The sequence below is a fragment of the Staphylococcus sp. 11262D007BW genome, from assembly GCF_053547815.1.
This window is the reverse complement of the sequence record NZ_JBPWPJ010000001.1, coordinates 932,965-948,235: the sequence shown is the minus strand read 5'-3', so window position 1 is coordinate 948,235 and position 15,271 is coordinate 932,965. Positions and strand designations below refer to the sequence as shown.

At 33.3% G+C, this 15,271-nt stretch carries 17 protein-coding genes; 14 read left to right on the top strand and 3 right to left on the bottom strand.

Going from position 1 to position 15,271, the window contains the following annotated elements; genetic code table 11:
- Nucleotides 1-93 precede the first annotated feature (93 nt).
- Entirely contained in the window at nucleotides 94-480 is a 387-nt protein-coding gene (locus ACEE93_RS04595) for a rhodanese-like domain-containing protein (RefSeq protein ID WP_449155553.1), read from the bottom strand.
- A gap of 132 nt (nucleotides 481-612) precedes the next feature.
- Between ACEE93_RS04595 and ACEE93_RS04590 the strand changes: the two genes are divergently transcribed.
- Nucleotides 613-1,443, top strand: a complete 831-nt coding sequence (locus ACEE93_RS04590; protein ID WP_449155552.1) for a lipoate--protein ligase family protein — start codon at nucleotides 613-615, stop codon at nucleotides 1,441-1,443.
- Nucleotides 1,444-1,502: 59 nt separating this feature from the next.
- Here the strand turns inward: ACEE93_RS04590 and ACEE93_RS04585 are convergent, their stop codons facing one another.
- Nucleotides 1,503-1,727, bottom strand: coding sequence for an SA1362 family protein (locus tag ACEE93_RS04585; RefSeq protein ID WP_449155551.1), 225 nt, complete (start codon nucleotides 1,725-1,727; stop codon nucleotides 1,503-1,505).
- A 15-nt stretch (nucleotides 1,728-1,742) separates the two neighbouring features.
- Entirely contained in the window at nucleotides 1,743-2,351 is a 609-nt protein-coding gene (locus tag ACEE93_RS04580) for a hypothetical protein (protein WP_449155550.1), read from the bottom strand.
- Between the two features lie 92 nt (nucleotides 2,352-2,443).
- Here ACEE93_RS04580 and ACEE93_RS04575 point away from each other — a divergent pair, with 92 nt between their 5' ends.
- The 13 genes from ACEE93_RS04575 to lpdA all read left to right on the top strand — a co-directional run bounded on the left by ACEE93_RS04575 (nucleotide 2,444) and on the right by lpdA (nucleotide 15,263).
- Complete coding sequence (locus ACEE93_RS04575) at nucleotides 2,444-3,514, top strand: M24 family metallopeptidase (protein WP_449155549.1); 1,071 nt, start codon at nucleotides 2,444-2,446, stop codon at nucleotides 3,512-3,514.
- A gap of 19 nt (nucleotides 3,515-3,533) precedes the next feature.
- A complete protein-coding gene (gene efp / locus ACEE93_RS04570; RefSeq protein ID WP_449156417.1) occupies nucleotides 3,534-4,091 on the top strand; it encodes an elongation factor P in 558 nt (185 codons plus the stop codon).
- Between the two features lie 200 nt (nucleotides 4,092-4,291).
- Entirely contained in the window at nucleotides 4,292-4,750 is a 459-nt protein-coding gene (gene accB / locus ACEE93_RS04565; RefSeq protein WP_449155547.1) for an acetyl-CoA carboxylase biotin carboxyl carrier protein, read from the top strand.
- Nucleotide 4,751: 1 nt separating this feature from the next.
- Nucleotides 4,752-6,110: an acetyl-CoA carboxylase biotin carboxylase subunit gene (gene accC, locus ACEE93_RS04560; RefSeq protein WP_449155546.1), complete on the top strand. Its 1,359-nt coding sequence runs from the start codon at nucleotides 4,752-4,754 to the stop codon at nucleotides 6,108-6,110.
- Nucleotides 6,111-6,127: 17 nt separating this feature from the next.
- Nucleotides 6,128-6,493: an Asp23/Gls24 family envelope stress response protein gene (locus ACEE93_RS04555; protein ID WP_449155545.1), complete on the top strand. Its 366-nt coding sequence runs from the start codon at nucleotides 6,128-6,130 to the stop codon at nucleotides 6,491-6,493.
- A gap of 29 nt (nucleotides 6,494-6,522) precedes the next feature.
- Nucleotides 6,523-6,915: a transcription antitermination factor NusB gene (nusB, locus tag ACEE93_RS04550; RefSeq protein ID WP_449155544.1), complete on the top strand. Its 393-nt coding sequence runs from the start codon at nucleotides 6,523-6,525 to the stop codon at nucleotides 6,913-6,915.
- Nucleotides 6,916-6,923: 8 nt separating this feature from the next.
- On the top strand, nucleotides 6,924-8,264 hold the full coding sequence (xseA, locus tag ACEE93_RS04545) for an exodeoxyribonuclease VII large subunit (protein WP_449155543.1): 1,341 nt from the start codon (nucleotides 6,924-6,926) through the stop codon (nucleotides 8,262-8,264).
- Complete coding sequence (locus ACEE93_RS04540) at nucleotides 8,254-8,478, top strand: exodeoxyribonuclease VII small subunit (RefSeq protein WP_449155542.1); 225 nt, start codon at nucleotides 8,254-8,256, stop codon at nucleotides 8,476-8,478. The genes xseA and ACEE93_RS04540 overlap by 11 nt, the downstream gene beginning before the upstream one ends.
- On the top strand, nucleotides 8,459-9,343 hold the full coding sequence (locus ACEE93_RS04535; protein WP_449155541.1) for a polyprenyl synthetase family protein: 885 nt from the start codon (nucleotides 8,459-8,461) through the stop codon (nucleotides 9,341-9,343). The genes ACEE93_RS04540 and ACEE93_RS04535 overlap by 20 nt, the downstream gene beginning before the upstream one ends.
- A gap of 66 nt (nucleotides 9,344-9,409) precedes the next feature.
- Nucleotides 9,410-11,281 (top strand): 1-deoxy-D-xylulose-5-phosphate synthase, encoded by a 1,872-nt coding sequence (gene dxs, locus ACEE93_RS04530; protein WP_449155540.1) that lies wholly within the window; start codon nucleotides 9,410-9,412, stop codon nucleotides 11,279-11,281.
- Nucleotides 11,282-11,486: 205 nt separating this feature from the next.
- Complete coding sequence (gene ahrC, locus ACEE93_RS04525; RefSeq protein ID WP_449155539.1) at nucleotides 11,487-11,939, top strand: transcriptional regulator AhrC/ArgR; 453 nt, start codon at nucleotides 11,487-11,489, stop codon at nucleotides 11,937-11,939.
- Between the two features lie 13 nt (nucleotides 11,940-11,952).
- Nucleotides 11,953-13,629, top strand: coding sequence for a DNA repair protein RecN (gene recN / locus ACEE93_RS04520; RefSeq protein WP_449155538.1), 1,677 nt, complete (start codon nucleotides 11,953-11,955; stop codon nucleotides 13,627-13,629).
- A gap of 212 nt (nucleotides 13,630-13,841) precedes the next feature.
- Nucleotides 13,842-15,263, top strand: coding sequence for a dihydrolipoyl dehydrogenase (lpdA, locus tag ACEE93_RS04515; protein ID WP_449156416.1), 1,422 nt, complete (start codon nucleotides 13,842-13,844; stop codon nucleotides 15,261-15,263).
- Nucleotides 15,264-15,271: the final 8 nt, after the last annotated feature.

The following is a 15,271-nucleotide window of genomic DNA, read 5'->3' as shown; positions in this document are numbered from 1 at the left end:
TTCGGGTTTACTCTATAAAAAAAGACTTAACTAAGATGGGACATGTGTTAATTATTAGTGTGTCCCAACTCATGTAAGTCTACATTGTAAAAGCTATTTTTTTGATTTAATTTTACCTGTCCATTTTTTATATCCGCCTTTAAGCATATATAAATTAGTATAGCCTTTTTTCTTTAATAATCTAGCTGCTCTATAACTAACGATACCATTTGCATCAACAAGATAGATAGGTTGGTCCTTTCTTAATCCATGGTAACGTTGACGAAACATAGTCATTGGAATATTTCGTGCGCCATTAATATGACCATAATCATAATCCGCTTTTTCTCTTAAATCAATAACTTGCGCTTTACGTATACCTTCTTGAAATTGTTGTTGATTTAATTCATTAACAGATTTTTTATTTAAGATGAATTGGATAACCATCCAAATAATGATGGCAACTAGAATAATTAAAGCAATGATTAATGAAGTACTCATCTTGCATCCTCCCTAATTTCCCGATATTATTATTATAAAGCCGAAATGATTATTTATCAAAATTTTTATGCTATCGATGCACACATTAATTGATAATCATTAAATTTGTTATTTTGTCTGGGGGACTTAGATATGACTGAAACATGGCATTTTATACATACAGGTCGCGGCAATCCATATTATAATATGGCATTAGATGAAGCACTACTTAATTTTGTCTCAAGAGGGGAAATTGACCCTGTTGTTCGCTTTTACACATGGGATCCGCCAACGTTATCGATAGGGTATTTCCAACGCTTAACTAAAGAAATCGATATCGAACAAGTTGAAAAGAAAGGGTATGGCCTCGTACGTAGACAAACTGGAGGTAGAGGTGTATTACATGATAAGGAATTAACATATAGCGTCATTGTACCTGAATCTCACCCTGAAATGCCAAAAACGGTTACTGAAGCGTATCGTATTATTTCGAACGGGCTTTTAGAAGGGTTTAAATTATTAGGTTTTGATGCTAAATTTTCAATTCCTCGTTCAAAAGAAGAACGTGAAAAACTGAAACAACCAAGAAGTTCAGTTTGTTTCGACGCGCCAAGTTGGTACGAATTAGTCGTAGAAGGTAAAAAGATTGCAGGAAGCGCTCAAACACGTCAAAAAGGTGTTATTTTACAACACGGTTCTATTCTTCAATCTGTAGATATTGATGACCTTTTTGATATGTTTATCTTTAAAAATGATCGATTAAAAGCCAAAATGAAAGAAGCTTTTGTCGATAAAGCTGTTGCAATTAATGATCTAACGGAACGAAATGTATCATTACAAGAAATGGAAGATGCCTTTAAAGAAGGGTTTAAAAAAGGATTGGACATTGAATTTAAACCATTAGAATTAACAGAAAGTCAACTTGAAGAAGTGAAAGAACTTGAAGAGAAGTATCGTTCTGAGGAATATTTATATCGTAAATAATTGTTTTTAATTTTGAAAAGACCATCCAATGACTGGATGGCCTTTTTCTTTATATATGATTAACGGCGTCGTTTAAATTTATTTTTCCATACAGCTTTTTTATATTTTCTTTGATCTGGTGTTAAGAAAAAGAAGAAATAAATAGCATAAATAATGGCTATAATGACAATTAATGTAATAATGGTTTTTGTAATACTAAATAAAAGTACATCTAAATTAAAAACCAATCCGATAAGAGCCACTATTATTACGACACCAAATAAAATTTTTTGTAAGCTAGACATTCTGAAAGCTCCTTTTTATTGATCTTGCTCATCCTCGTTATCGGTCTTAATGTCAATATTTGTAAGTGCATTTCGACCTTCTTTAATGGTTTCTTTGTCTTTCTTTTCATAACCTTGTTTTATTTTATCAAAAGCTTTTGAAACGGTCTCTTGTGTTTTCTTGATATCATTATGCTGACTTTTAATATCTGAAGACTTTTTAACTACTGCTTCATCGATATCTTCTTCATATGATTCTTTTGCCGTATCATGTTGATCGATTAATTGATCCAATTGTTCAATAATATCATCCTTTTTCTTATTTTTAACAATATCTGAATCGATATCAAGGTAGCCTTGAATGATATCATCAAGATTTTGGTAATATTTAGAAGAAGCATCCCAATAAGATGCTTTTTTCTGGTTCGTTTGTGCTTGTTTGGTATCTTTTTTATCAATATTTAATGAATCAAGTTGTTGTTGTTTTTGATTAATATCATTTTTTAATTCTTGGTTTTCTAATCGTATTTCATGATTCTTATCACTTAAATCTGTGCTTTTTTCTTCTAGGGGTAACAAATTCTGACTACCGCAACTAGCCAGTAAAAATGAACCACTCAAACATATTGCTATTAATTTTTTCATAAAAATCTCCTGAATCTCAAATGGTTTTAATGATATATGATTATATTTTAATGTATCATATAAATAAGTACAAACATATGGGAGGTTTTTTTATGGAAAATCGAATTAAAGCAATTCGAGATGTGATGACTAACAAACATCTTGATGCAATCATTGTATTAAGTGACTATAATCGACGTTATCTTTCAGGCTTTACTGGCACAAGTGGCGCATTATTGATTACAACAGATGAATCGATGTTATTAACTGATTTTAGATACATTGATCAGGCTAATGAACAAGCGCCGCTATTTAATATTATTAAACAAGAACGTTCGATTTATGATGATTTGGTTCAACTTATTAAAGATCATCATTTACAAAACATTGGTTTTGAGGGTCATTTAGTCTCATATGACTCATTTTTAAAATTAAATAGAGGACGTCATGATTTAATTTCAATTGGTGATGAGATTGAAAAGATTCGCCAAAATAAAGATGATGAAGAAATTCGCTTAATTCAAAAAGCGGCAGATATTGTTGATGAGGCGTATGACTATATTTTAACAGTTGTTAAGCCAGGTATGACAGAAAAAGAAGTTAAGGCCTATTTGGAAAGTAAAATGTTGCATTTAGGTGCTGAAGATACATCATTTGATACTATTGTAGCTTCAGGTGCAAGAGGTGCTTTACCACATGGCGTTGCTTCAGATAAAGTCATCGAGAAAGGAGATATGGTAACGCTCGATTTTGGTGCTTATTACAAAGGATATGCGTCTGATATTACGCGTACGTTTGCTGTAGGTCAACCTAGCGATAAAATGATAGAAATTTATAACATCGTATTAAATGCGCAACAAACAGCACTTGATACGATTAAACCAGGCATGTCAGGTAAAGAAATTGATCAGGTAGCACGTCAAATCATTGAAGAAGCAGGATATGGACGTTATTTCGGTCATTCTTTAGGTCATGGTATCGGTTTAGATGTTCATGAACAACCTATGTTATCACCTAGATCGCAACAATCCCTAGAATTAAACCAATGTGTTACACTAGAACCAGGTATTTATGTAGAGGGCGTTGGGGGCGTTAGAATTGAAGATGACGTCTTAATTACAAAAAATGGTTGTCAGCGCTTTACTAATTCTTCAAAAGACCTTATTATTTTAGAAGTAGAGTGATACTTGAGGAGGAAGCTTAATGATTTCTGTTAACGATTTTAAAACAGGTTTAACAATTTCAGTAGATAACGGTATTTGGAAAGTAATTGAATTCCAACATGTAAAACCAGGTAAAGGTTCTGCTTTCGTACGTTCTAAATTACGTAACTTAAGAACTGGTGCAATTCAAGAAAAAACCTTCCGTGCTGGTGAAAAAGTTGAACAAGCAATGATTGAAAATCGACGTATGCAATATTTATATGCAGACGGTGATAATCACATTTTCATGGATAATGAAACATTCGAACAAATTGAACTTGAAACTTCTTATATTGAACATGAATTACAATTTTTAAAAGCAAACATGGATGTACAAATTCAAATGTATGAAGGCGAAATCATCGGTGTTGAATTACCAAAAACAGTTGAACTTGCAGTCACTGAAACTGAACCAGGTATAAAAGGTGATACGGCTACAGGTGCTACAAAATCAGCTACAGTTGAAACAGGTTATACACTTAATGTACCTCTATTCGTTAACGAAGGAAATACACTAGTGATCAATACGGCAGATGGTAGTTACGTATCAAGAGCTTAATTGTAAAATAAACAGTCGAGTGAATACCAACTCGACTGTTTTTCTTTGGAATCATTTATTAAATGCTTTTTTCTCACTTAAAAAAATTATAAAATAAATCAGAGCGAACTCTAATTCTAAATGAAGTATTGCTTGAATTGACTTATTTCGTAAAGTAAAATAGTAAGATAGAATAATACAACTACAAGGGAGAAACAATTATGAAGTTTAATGAAATTAAGGAGTTAATCGACATACTTGATAACTCTAACTTAACTGAAATAAATATTGAAAATAAAGATTCGATTATCAATTTAAAAAAAGAAAAAGAAGTTGTAACATCACAAATCCCTTTGGCACCACATTCTTCAGCTCCAACTCCTAACATCGAGGCACCTTCTGATGCAACAACTCAAAACACTGAACAATCATCAGAAGATCAAGACTTGCAGACTATTACTGCACCAATGGTAGGGACATTTTATAAATCTCCTTCACCAGAAGAAAGTGCCTTTGTTAAAGAGGGAGATAGCGTTTCTCCTGACACAACTGTATGTATCCTCGAGGCGATGAAGTTGTTCAATGAAATTCAAGCTGAAGTCTCAGGTGAAATTGTAGAAGTCCTAGTAGAAGATGGACAAATGGTTGAGTATGGCCAAGCTCTATTTAAGGTGAAATAAAATGAAAAAAGTTCTAATAGCCAATAGAGGAGAAATTGCAGTACGTATTATACGTGCATGCCATGAATTAGGATTACAAACAGTTGCTATTTATTCAGAAGGTGATAAAGATGCCTTACATACTCAATTGGCCGATGAAGCATACTGTGTAGGTCCTAAACTCTCTAAAGATTCATATTTAAATATACCTAATATTTTATCTATTGCTACATCCACGGGTTGTGATGGTATTCACCCTGGCTACGGATTCTTAGCAGAAAATGGAGATTTTGCTGAATTATGTGAAGCCGTACAGATTAAATTTATTGGTCCTAGTTATAAATCGATTCAAAAAATGGGTATTAAAGATGTTGCGAAAGAAGAGATGATTCGCGCGAACGTACCAGTTGTACCTGGTAGCGACGGTTTAGTTAGCTCAATCGATGATGCAATTGAAACTGCAAATTCAATCGGGTACCCAGTCATTATAAAAGCGACTGCTGGCGGTGGCGGAAAAGGTATTCGTATTGCTAGAAATGAAAAAGAATTAATTAACGGCTATAAAATGACGCAACAAGAAGCTGAAACAGCGTTTGGTAATGGCGGCCTATATTTAGAAAAGTTTATCGAAAACTTTAGACACATCGAAATTCAAGTTATGGGTGATGAACAAGGTAATGTGATTCATCTTGGTGAACGTGACTGTACAATTCAACGACGCATGCAAAAATTGGTTGAAGAATCACCATCGCCAATTATGACAAGTTCACTACGTCAAGAAATGGGTGACGCTGCCATTAGAGCAGCAAAAGCTGTCGGTTACTATAATGCAGGCACAATTGAATTTATTTACGATTTAAATGACAATCAATACTACTTCATGGAAATGAATACACGTATTCAAGTTGAACATCCTGTGACAGAAATGGTAACTGGGGTAGACTTAGTTAAATTACAACTTAAAGTTGCAATGGGTGAACCTCTTCCATATACACAGGAAGATATCACAGTAAATGGACATGCGATCGAATTTCGTATTAATGCTGAAAATCCAAACCAAAACTTTATGCCATCACCTGGTAAAATAACACAATATTTAACACCAGGCGGCTTTGGTGTGCGTATTGATTCAGCTTGCTATACAAATTATTCAATTCCACCTTATTACGATTCTATGGTTGCTAAATTGATTGTTCATCAACCTACGCGTGATGAAGCGATACAAGTAGGCTTACGTGCCTTAAGTGAGTTCGTTGTATTAGGTATTTATACAACAATTCCGTTCCATATTAATTTATTGCATCATCCAGTATTCCAAAAAGGACTTTTTAGCACAAAGTTTTTAGAAAAACATGATATTATGAATAATGAAGAAGAATAAAATGGAGGTGCTTAATGATGGTTAAATCAATTGAAAATTATAAATCAAATTTAGGTACTGTTGAAATTGTACCAGAAGTTATTTCTATCATTGCGAGCATTGCCACATCAGAAGTTAAGGGTGTTTATGGCTTGTTTTCTGATTTGAAAAATTCCACATTAGAACGCTTAGGTCGTAAAAATTTAAGTAAAGGAATCAAAGTTGAAACAGTTAATAATGAAATTATTATTAATGTTTATTGTTCACTTAAATATGGCGTTAAAATATCAGAAACTGCACAAAATATCCAAGAATCTATATTTAACGCTATTAAAACAATGACTGCCATTACACCAAAACAAATTAATGTACACATTTCACATATTGAAATGGGAGCATCTTAACATTAGCAATCAAAGAATGGAGTAGATTTATGAGTAGAAAAGTTTCAAGAAGTCAAGCATTTCAAACCTTATTCCAATTAGAAATGGAAAATTCAGATCTATCAATTGAAGAAGCAATTGGATTTATAAAGGATGATTATCCAGATCTTGATTTTGATTTTATTTATTGGCTTGTAAATGGAGTTAAAGATCATGAACAAGTATTAGATAAAGAGATTAGTCAACATTTAAAAGGGTGGACGGTTCCTCGTCTATTAAAATCAGATCGGATTATTTTACGTATGGCAACTTTTGAGATACTTAATAGTGATACTCCAAGTAAAGTCGTTATCAATGAAGCAGTCGAACTCACAAAACAATATAGTGATGACAATCATTATCGTTTTGTAAATGGTATTCTAAGCCACATTAAAAAAGATTGAGTGATGTTATGGAAAAATATTTAACTGTCTCAGCCTTAACTAAATACATTAAATATAAATTTGATAAAGATCCTCATTTGCAATCTGTTTTACTTAAAGGGGAAATCTCAAATTTTAAAAAACATAGCAGTGGTCATCTTTATTTTGCGATTAAAGACCAAAATAGTGTCATTAATGCAATGATGTTTAAAGGCCAAGCATCAAAACTTGATTTTGTACCTAAAGAAGGAGATCAAGTTTTAATTGAAGCACGTGTATCCGTCTATGAACCGCGTGGAAATTATCAAATTTACGTCAATCGTATGGAACTCGATGGTATTGGTAATTTATATCAAAAATTTGAAAAACTAAAATTACAACTTTCAAAAGAAGGCTATTTTGACGAAAGTCACAAAAAAACTTTACCTAAATATCCAATGCATATTGCTATATTAACAGCGCAAACAGGTGCAGCGATACGTGATATTCATAATACACTTAATAGCCGTTTTCCATTAGCTAAACAACATAAAATAAGTACATTAGTACAAGGGAAAAATGCGAAAGAAGATATCATCGAAAAGTTAAAGTATGCTGACTCATTAGACGTTGATTTAATCATCCTTGGCCGTGGTGGGGGATCTATTGAAGATTTGTGGAATTTTAATGAAGAAGATGTGGTGAAAGCAATCTATCATTGCCAAACACCTGTTATATCAGCAGTAGGTCATGAAACGGATACCACACTTAGTGATTATGTAGCAGATGTACGTGCAGCAACACCTACGCAAGCCGCTATGTTAGCAACGCCTGATCAACAAGATATATTGTCAACGTTACATCAAACTAACAGATATTTAACGAGACATATTACTCAAAAATTACAATATGTGCGTCAACAACTTTCACACCTTCAAAATCATTATAAATTTAAACAACCTACAATATTATATGAACAACAAGTACAAAGACGTGATGAGTTAGAACGATCTTTACACCAATTAATGCAAAATAAAATTGAAAAAAATCAACAACAACTCACTTTAATTAAACAACAAATTGGTTATAAACATTTTTTAGAACAAATTCAACATCAACAACGTGAGTTAGTACAAAAACGCGAGTCGTTACATGGATTAATGCAATTATTTATGAAAAATGCCAAACAAACATTGCATCATTATATAACATCTCTCAACCATTTGAGTCCATCTCAAACAATGCTTAGAGGATATTCTATTATTCATAAAGATAAACATGTAACCACAAGTAGTAAAGATTTAAATGTTGGTGATGAAATTGATATCTCTATGAAGGACGGAATTGTTGAGGCAACGATAAAAAATATTAGGGGGCGTAGTGATGACTGAAACGAAATCATTTGAAGAAATGATGAAAGAACTAGAACAAATCGTTCAACAGCTAGATAACGAACAAATTTCTTTAGATGAAGCACTCAAATTATATCAACAAGGTATTACGTTATCAAAATCTTGCGAATCGACTTTAAAAGAGGCAGAAAAGAAAGTTAACGAAATAATCCAAAAAGAGGCAGATGAAAGCGATGAATCAGAGTCTGAATAAAATATTAGAGACTTTTAATCAATCTTTAAAACATGCCGTTGAACCTTCACCATTAAACACTCAATTAGAAGACAGTATGTATTATTCCCTTAGTGCAGGTGGGAAAAGAATACGTCCGTTACTTCTATTATCGACGCTTAAGATGTTACAACATAAAGCCGACTATGAAAATGGTATCAATACTGCCCTAGCCCTTGAAATGATTCATACTTATTCTTTAATTCATGATGATTTACCTGCAATGGATAATGATGATTTAAGAAGAGGTAAGCCAACTAATCACAAAGTTTACGGTGAATGGCTAGCTATTTTAGCAGGAGATGCATTATTAACTAAAGCTTTTGAAACGATTGCCAATGATGATGATTTATCTCCGTCTACAAAAGTTGAATTGATCCAATCATTGAGTCAAGCCAGTGGTAATATAGGTATGGTAGGCGGGCAAACATTAGATATGCAAAGTGAAAATCAATCTATCGACTTGCCTACTTTAGAAAAAATACATACCTATAAAACAGGTGCATTAATACGTTTTGCTATTGAAGCAGCAACGATTATTGCTAAACCGCAGCAATCCATTTCTCATGCACTTATACAATTTGCAGAACATTTAGGTGTTATTTTTCAAATCAAAGATGATCTGTTAGATGTGTATGGCGATGCAAATGTAATGGGAAAACCCGTTGGTAGTGATGTTACTAACCATAAAAGTACGTATGTAAGTTTATTAGGCATAAAGAAAACTGAAGAAGAGCTCAATAATCATGTGCAAAAAGCCAAAAACATTCTGAATCAATTATCAGATGCCTATGATACAGAAGACTTACAAACGTTACTTAAACTTTTCTATCAACGACAAAATTGAAATGCTTATTTAGTTTCTATATAAAGTGTTATAATCAGAACGATACACAAATTAAGGGTGATAAAGATGGATATAACAAAAATACAAAATCCTTCATTCTTAAAAAAACTTTCCACTTCTGAACTTGAACAATTAAGTGAAGACGTCAGAAAGTTTTTAATTGAAACGTGTGCTATTACAGGTGGACATATTGGTGCAAACTTAGGTGTAGTAGAGTTGACTATCGCCTTACACAAACATTTTAACAGTCCAACCGATAAGATTATTTGGGATGTAGGTCATCAAAGCTATATTCATAAGATTTTGACTGGTCGTAGTACACACTTCGATACTTTAAGACAATACAAAGGATTATGTGGTTTCCCAAAACATAAAGAATCTGAACACGATGTTTGGGAAGCAGGCCATAGCTCTACTTCCTTGTCTGCAGCAATGGGAATGGCTAAGGCACGTGATATTCTAAATGACAATTATCACGTAGTTCCAGTGATAGGAGATGGTGCACTAACGGGTGGTATGGCACTTGAAGCATTAAATAATATTGGTCATGATCGCACAAATATGACTATTATTCTAAACGACAATGAAATGAGTATTGCTCCAAATGTTGGTGCAATGCATAATATGTTGGGTAGAATTAGAATGAACCAAGGCTACAATCGCCTTAAAGATGATGCTGAAAGTGTATTAAATAAATTACCAGGTGGTCACCGTTTACGTGAATCAGCGGATCGTATTAAAGATAGCTTAAAATACTTAGTTGTAGATGGTGCCTTTTTTGAAGAATTAGGCATACGCTACATCGGACCAGTTGACGGTCATAATTTTGAAGAACTTGAAAATGCTTTAACTGCCGCAGATTCAATCAATAAACCAGTACTCATTCACGTGGTTACTAAAAAAGGAAAAGGATACCACCCTGCAGAAAATGACAAAATTGGGACTTGGCATGGTTTAGGGCCATATAAACTCGAAACAGGTGAACAAATTAAAGGTCAGGCAAAAGGCCCATCTTGGAGTCAATTAATGAGTGATGAAGTCCTCTCTTATGCCAAACAAGATAAAAGAGTTGTAGCAATAACGCCAGCTATGCCAGTTGGATCTAAATTAACGAAGTTCCAAGCTGAATTACCTGAGCAGTTTTTTGATGTAGGAATAGCTGAACAACATGCAGTCACGATGGCAGCAGGTCTTGCTACTCAAGGTATGAAACCATATGTAGCCATTTATTCTACATTTTTACAACGTGCTTATGATCAACTTTTACATGATGTCGATCGTCAAAATTTAAATGTTATTTTTGGTGTAGATCGTTCAGGTTTAGTTGGTGCTGATGGAGAAACGCATCAAGGTATATATGACGTTGGATTTTTAACGCAATTTCCAAATATGACAGTAGTTATGCCTAAAGATGAAAATGAAGCAAAAGATTTCATCTATACAGCAATGACTGCACACGAAGGTCCAATTGCAATTCGTTACCCAAGAGGAAATGGTTTAGGCGTTGAAGAAAGAGAAGAACGTCAAGTTTTACCACTAGGAAAATGGGAAGTCATCACTGAAGGTAAAGATATCACTATGATTAGTTTTGGACCAACTGTTGAGACAATTAAAGAAGTGGCTGAACTTCTAAAACCAGAAGGGATAGAGGCTACAATCATTAATGCCCGATATATCAAACCGATGGATGAGGCACTGCTTGCACGCCTTGGTCAAGAGAATACACCAATACTGACTGTAGAAGAAGGTATGTTAAATGGTGGCCTAGGTAGTCAAATTGCAAATTATATTACAGACAACGGTTACTCAAATCGTGTTAAACGCTTAGGTATTGATAATCAATACATTGAACACGGTGATGTTAATGCTATTTTAGACGATTTAGGTCTATCAGCTGAACAAATTAAAAAAACTGTTCAATCATTTTTACAACAGTAACCTCTTTTGTAAATGTTATCTCAATGTGGGTTTGGACGAGTATTTAGAATATGTATCTTTATAAGATGACATAGATGTAGCTAAATACAGTCTAAACCTACTTTTTTAATGATAAAAATTATCATTTCTATTAGTAACCTTATTAGGTTAACGCGCTTATCTATGGTAAAATTATTGTATAAAAATTCGTTATGGGGTGTTCATTATGCCTAAAAAATCTGTTAGACATATAAAAATCAGAGAAATTATATCTAATGAACAAATTGAAACACAAGACGACTTAGTGCGTCGACTAAATGACTATGATATGAATGTGACCCAAGCTACTGTTTCAAGAGATATTAAAGAACTACAATTAATTAAAGTACCCGCATCAAGTGGTCAGTATATTTATAGCCTTCCTAATGATCGACGTTATCATCCTCTTGAAAAATTAGGGCGCTATTTAATGGACTCCTTCGTTAAAATCGACGGGACTAATAATTTACTCGTTTTAAAAACGTTACCTGGTAACGCACAATCTATTGGGGCAATTTTAGACCAAATCGATTGGGAAGAAGTATTAGGTACCATTTGTGGTGATGATACTTGTTTAATTATCTGTACAAATGAGGAGACAGCAAGTACGATTAAAGCACGAATTTTCAATATGTTGTAAAGGTGCGATGTATATGTTACAAAGTTTATCGATCAAACAATTTGCCATCATCGAATCTTTAGATATTCAATTTTCTGATGGATTAACGGTGTTAAGTGGAGAAACCGGCGCAGGTAAATCTATAATCATAGATGCTATTGGTCAGTTAATAGGGATGCGTGCGTCTTCTGATTTTGTGCGTCATGGCGCTAAAAAAGCTATAATAGAAGGTATTTTTGATATTGATCATGCTAAAGAAGCTATAGACATATTATTGCAACTAGGTATAGATATTAATGAGGACTTTTTAATTGTTAAACGCGAAATATTTAATTCTGGTAAAAGTATATGTAGAATTAACAACCAAACTTTAACGTTGCAAGATTTAAGACGTGTCATGCAGGAGCTTTTAGATATTCATGGTCAACATGAAACTCAGTCATTATTAAAGCAAAAATATCACATAAAATTATTGGATAAATATTCAGATGGTGCATATCAAACTGAATTAGAGCAATATCGACAAACTTTTGATTTATTACAAGAAAAATTAGCTGAATTGAAAGCATTAGAATCAGCTGATCAAGCATTATTACAAAGGTTGGATTTACTTAAATTTCAATTTGATGAATTAAAAGAGGCACAACTTAAAGAAGATGAAGTTGAAGCACTTCAATTAGAAATTAAACGCATTCAGAATTCTGAAAGTTTGAGTGTAGCATTAAATGCAGCTTATGTGACTTTAACCGACGAACATGCTATTCCTGATCGATTATATGAACTAAGCACTCAATTACAAGCTATTGATGATATTCTGCCTGATAAATATAGTAATTTAAAAGAAGAAGTCGACCAGTTTTATTACACGCTTGAAGATGCTAAACATCAAATTTATGAAGAAATGAATCAAAATGACTTTGATGAACAGTATTTAAATGAACTTGAAACAAGAATGAATTTATTAAATAACTTAAAACGTAAATATGGAAAAGATATTTCTGAACTTATTGTTTATCAAGGTAAAATTGCAGAAGAAATTAATAAAATCGAAAATTATGAAGAGAGCACCTCACAATTAAGGCAAGATATAGAGTCGCTTACTTCAAAAGTAAAAGAGGCAGGCAGTCAATTATCACAAAAAAGAAGAAAGGTTGCTCACTCATTACGAGAACATATTGTTTCAGAAATTCAAAACTTGCAAATGAAAGATGCAAATTTAGAAATTTCTTTCAAACCCTATGATACACCTCAAAAAGATGGTTTAGAACAAGTAGAATTTTTAATCAGTCCGAACAAAGGTGAACCTTTAAAAAGTCTTAACAAAATTGCTAGTGGTGGGGAATTGTCTCGTATCATGTTAGCACTTAAAAGTATATTTGTTAAATCGAGAGGGCAAACTGCGATTTTATTTGATGAAGTAGACTCGGGTGTATCAGGTCAAGCTGCTCAAAAAATGGCAGAAAAAATGAAACAGATTGCTCAAGTCATTCAAGTTATTTGTATCTCACATCTTCCTCAAGTCGCTTCAATGAGCGATCATCACTTATATATATCTAAAGAAGAGTTTAATGATCGGACTGTTACTCAAGTGACTGAACTTCACGATGAGGCACGTATTGAAGAAGTAGCGAGAATGATTTCTGGAGCACAGATGACAGATTTAACAAAAGAAAATGCTAAAGAAATGATTCAACAAAATCAAGCTTTATAAAATCAAACATTTCTTTATTTTGATGCTGAAACCTAAAGTATTAATATTCTAGATAATAAGGGGACGGCATCTAATTCATAATGAGTTAAACTCCACGTTATGATTTAAAAGACGTTAAATTGAACGTGGAGTTTAACTTATTGCTTACATAATATATTGAATTATCGTCGTAAAATAGACATTACATGATTTAACTGAAGGAGATAAGTAGTATGACACAAAAGAAGTACGATTTAGTCGTGTTAGGTGGCGGTATTGCCGGTTATTCAGCAGCCATTCGTGCCCGCCAGTTAGGGAAAACGGTCGCTATTGTAGAAGCACATAAGATCGGTGGTACTTGTCTACATCGAGGTTGTATTCCCACTAAGTCTTTCTTAAAATCAGCTGAAGTGTATCACACAATTAAAAATGCTGGTGAATTCGGATTTTCTGTTGATAATGTTCAGATTAATTTAAAAGATGTTATTGCACGAAAAAATAACATTGTTGATACAATGTTTAAAGGTTTATCTACGTTAATTCAACATTCTAAAATTGATGTTTATCATGGTGTCGGCCGTTTAATGGGAAGTTCTATCTTTTCACCGCAAAACGGTACGGTATCAGTCGAACTTGAAAATGACGAATCAGTGCTCTTAACCAATGACTATGTATTAATTACCACTGGTTCAAAACCCGCTTCATTACCATTTTTATCATTTAATCATTCCCGTATTTTAGATAGTACAGATCTATTAGCAATGGAAACACTACCAGATTCTATCGCCATCATAGGTGGTGGGGTCATTGGTGTCGAATTTGCAACTTATTTAAATGAATTCGGCGTAAATGTTTCAATATTTGAAGCCTCAAAGCGTCTTTTAATACAAGAGGATGCTAAAGTAAGTGAAAAAATAGAAAAAGCACTTTCTCAAAAAGGGATTAACATATACACAAATGTTCAACTTAATGAGAAAAATACGATCACTAGTAATGATGACATTACAATCAAATTAGATAATGAGACACATACATTTAACTGTGCGCTACTTGCCATTGGTAGAACACCAAATGTAGATAATATTGGCTTAAACAATACTAAAGTACAATTATCGTCTAGAAACTTCATTGAAATAGACTCATATATGTGTACTGCTGAAACACATATTTATGCTGCAGGGGATGTTGTTGGTGGACTTCAACTTGCCCACGTAGGCGCTAAAGAAGGCATCATTGCAGTAGAACACATGTTTAACCAAGACCCTTTACCAATTGACTATAAACAGATGCCTAGATGTATTTACACATACCCTGAAATTGCATCAATCGGTCTAAGTGAAACAGAAGCTAAATCGCAAAACATTAATTATAAGCAAATTACATCCACATTCAAAGCTAATGGTAAAGCACTCATTGAATCTCACTCAGATGAAACGATGTTTGCAAAACTACTTTTCGATCGAGACACAGATACGTTTATCGGTGGTACATTAATAGGGCCTCATGCAACAGAAATGATCAATGAGCTAAGCGTGTTACATTTTATGGATGGTTCAGCGATGGAATTAGGTACGACTACTCATGCGCATCCTTCTACGTCAGAATTAATGATGGAAATCGGATTAAAACACCATAATCAGTCGATTCATATATAAAAAAGGAG

What these genes read in the sequence shown, in the direction of transcription:
- ACEE93_RS04595 (WP_449155553.1), bottom strand. Translation starts at nt 480, where the DNA reads ATGAGTACTTCATTAATCATTGCTTTAATTATTCTAGTTGCCATCATT.
- ACEE93_RS04590 (WP_449155552.1), top strand. Translation starts at nt 613, where the DNA reads ATGACTGAAACATGGCATTTTATACATACAGGTCGCGGCAATCCATAT.
- ACEE93_RS04585 (WP_449155551.1), bottom strand. Translation starts at nt 1,727, where the DNA reads ATGTCTAGCTTACAAAAAATTTTATTTGGTGTCGTAATAATAGTGGCT.
- ACEE93_RS04580 (WP_449155550.1), bottom strand. Translation starts at nt 2,351, where the DNA reads ATGAAAAAATTAATAGCAATATGTTTGAGTGGTTCATTTTTACTGGCT.
- ACEE93_RS04575 (WP_449155549.1), top strand. Translation starts at nt 2,444, where the DNA reads ATGGAAAATCGAATTAAAGCAATTCGAGATGTGATGACTAACAAACAT.
- efp (WP_449156417.1), top strand. Translation starts at nt 3,534, where the DNA reads ATGATTTCTGTTAACGATTTTAAAACAGGTTTAACAATTTCAGTAGAT.
- accB (WP_449155547.1), top strand. Translation starts at nt 4,292, where the DNA reads ATGAAGTTTAATGAAATTAAGGAGTTAATCGACATACTTGATAACTCT.
- accC (WP_449155546.1), top strand. Translation starts at nt 4,752, where the DNA reads ATGAAAAAAGTTCTAATAGCCAATAGAGGAGAAATTGCAGTACGTATT.
- ACEE93_RS04555 (WP_449155545.1), top strand. Translation starts at nt 6,128, where the DNA reads ATGGTTAAATCAATTGAAAATTATAAATCAAATTTAGGTACTGTTGAA.
- nusB (WP_449155544.1), top strand. Translation starts at nt 6,523, where the DNA reads ATGAGTAGAAAAGTTTCAAGAAGTCAAGCATTTCAAACCTTATTCCAA.
- xseA (WP_449155543.1), top strand. Translation starts at nt 6,924, where the DNA reads ATGGAAAAATATTTAACTGTCTCAGCCTTAACTAAATACATTAAATAT.
- ACEE93_RS04535 (WP_449155541.1), top strand. Translation starts at nt 8,459, where the DNA reads ATGAATCAGAGTCTGAATAAAATATTAGAGACTTTTAATCAATCTTTA.
- dxs (WP_449155540.1), top strand. Translation starts at nt 9,410, where the DNA reads ATGGATATAACAAAAATACAAAATCCTTCATTCTTAAAAAAACTTTCC.
- ahrC (WP_449155539.1), top strand. Translation starts at nt 11,487, where the DNA reads ATGCCTAAAAAATCTGTTAGACATATAAAAATCAGAGAAATTATATCT.
- recN (WP_449155538.1), top strand. Translation starts at nt 11,953, where the DNA reads ATGTTACAAAGTTTATCGATCAAACAATTTGCCATCATCGAATCTTTA.
- lpdA (WP_449156416.1), top strand. Translation starts at nt 13,842, where the DNA reads ATGACACAAAAGAAGTACGATTTAGTCGTGTTAGGTGGCGGTATTGCC.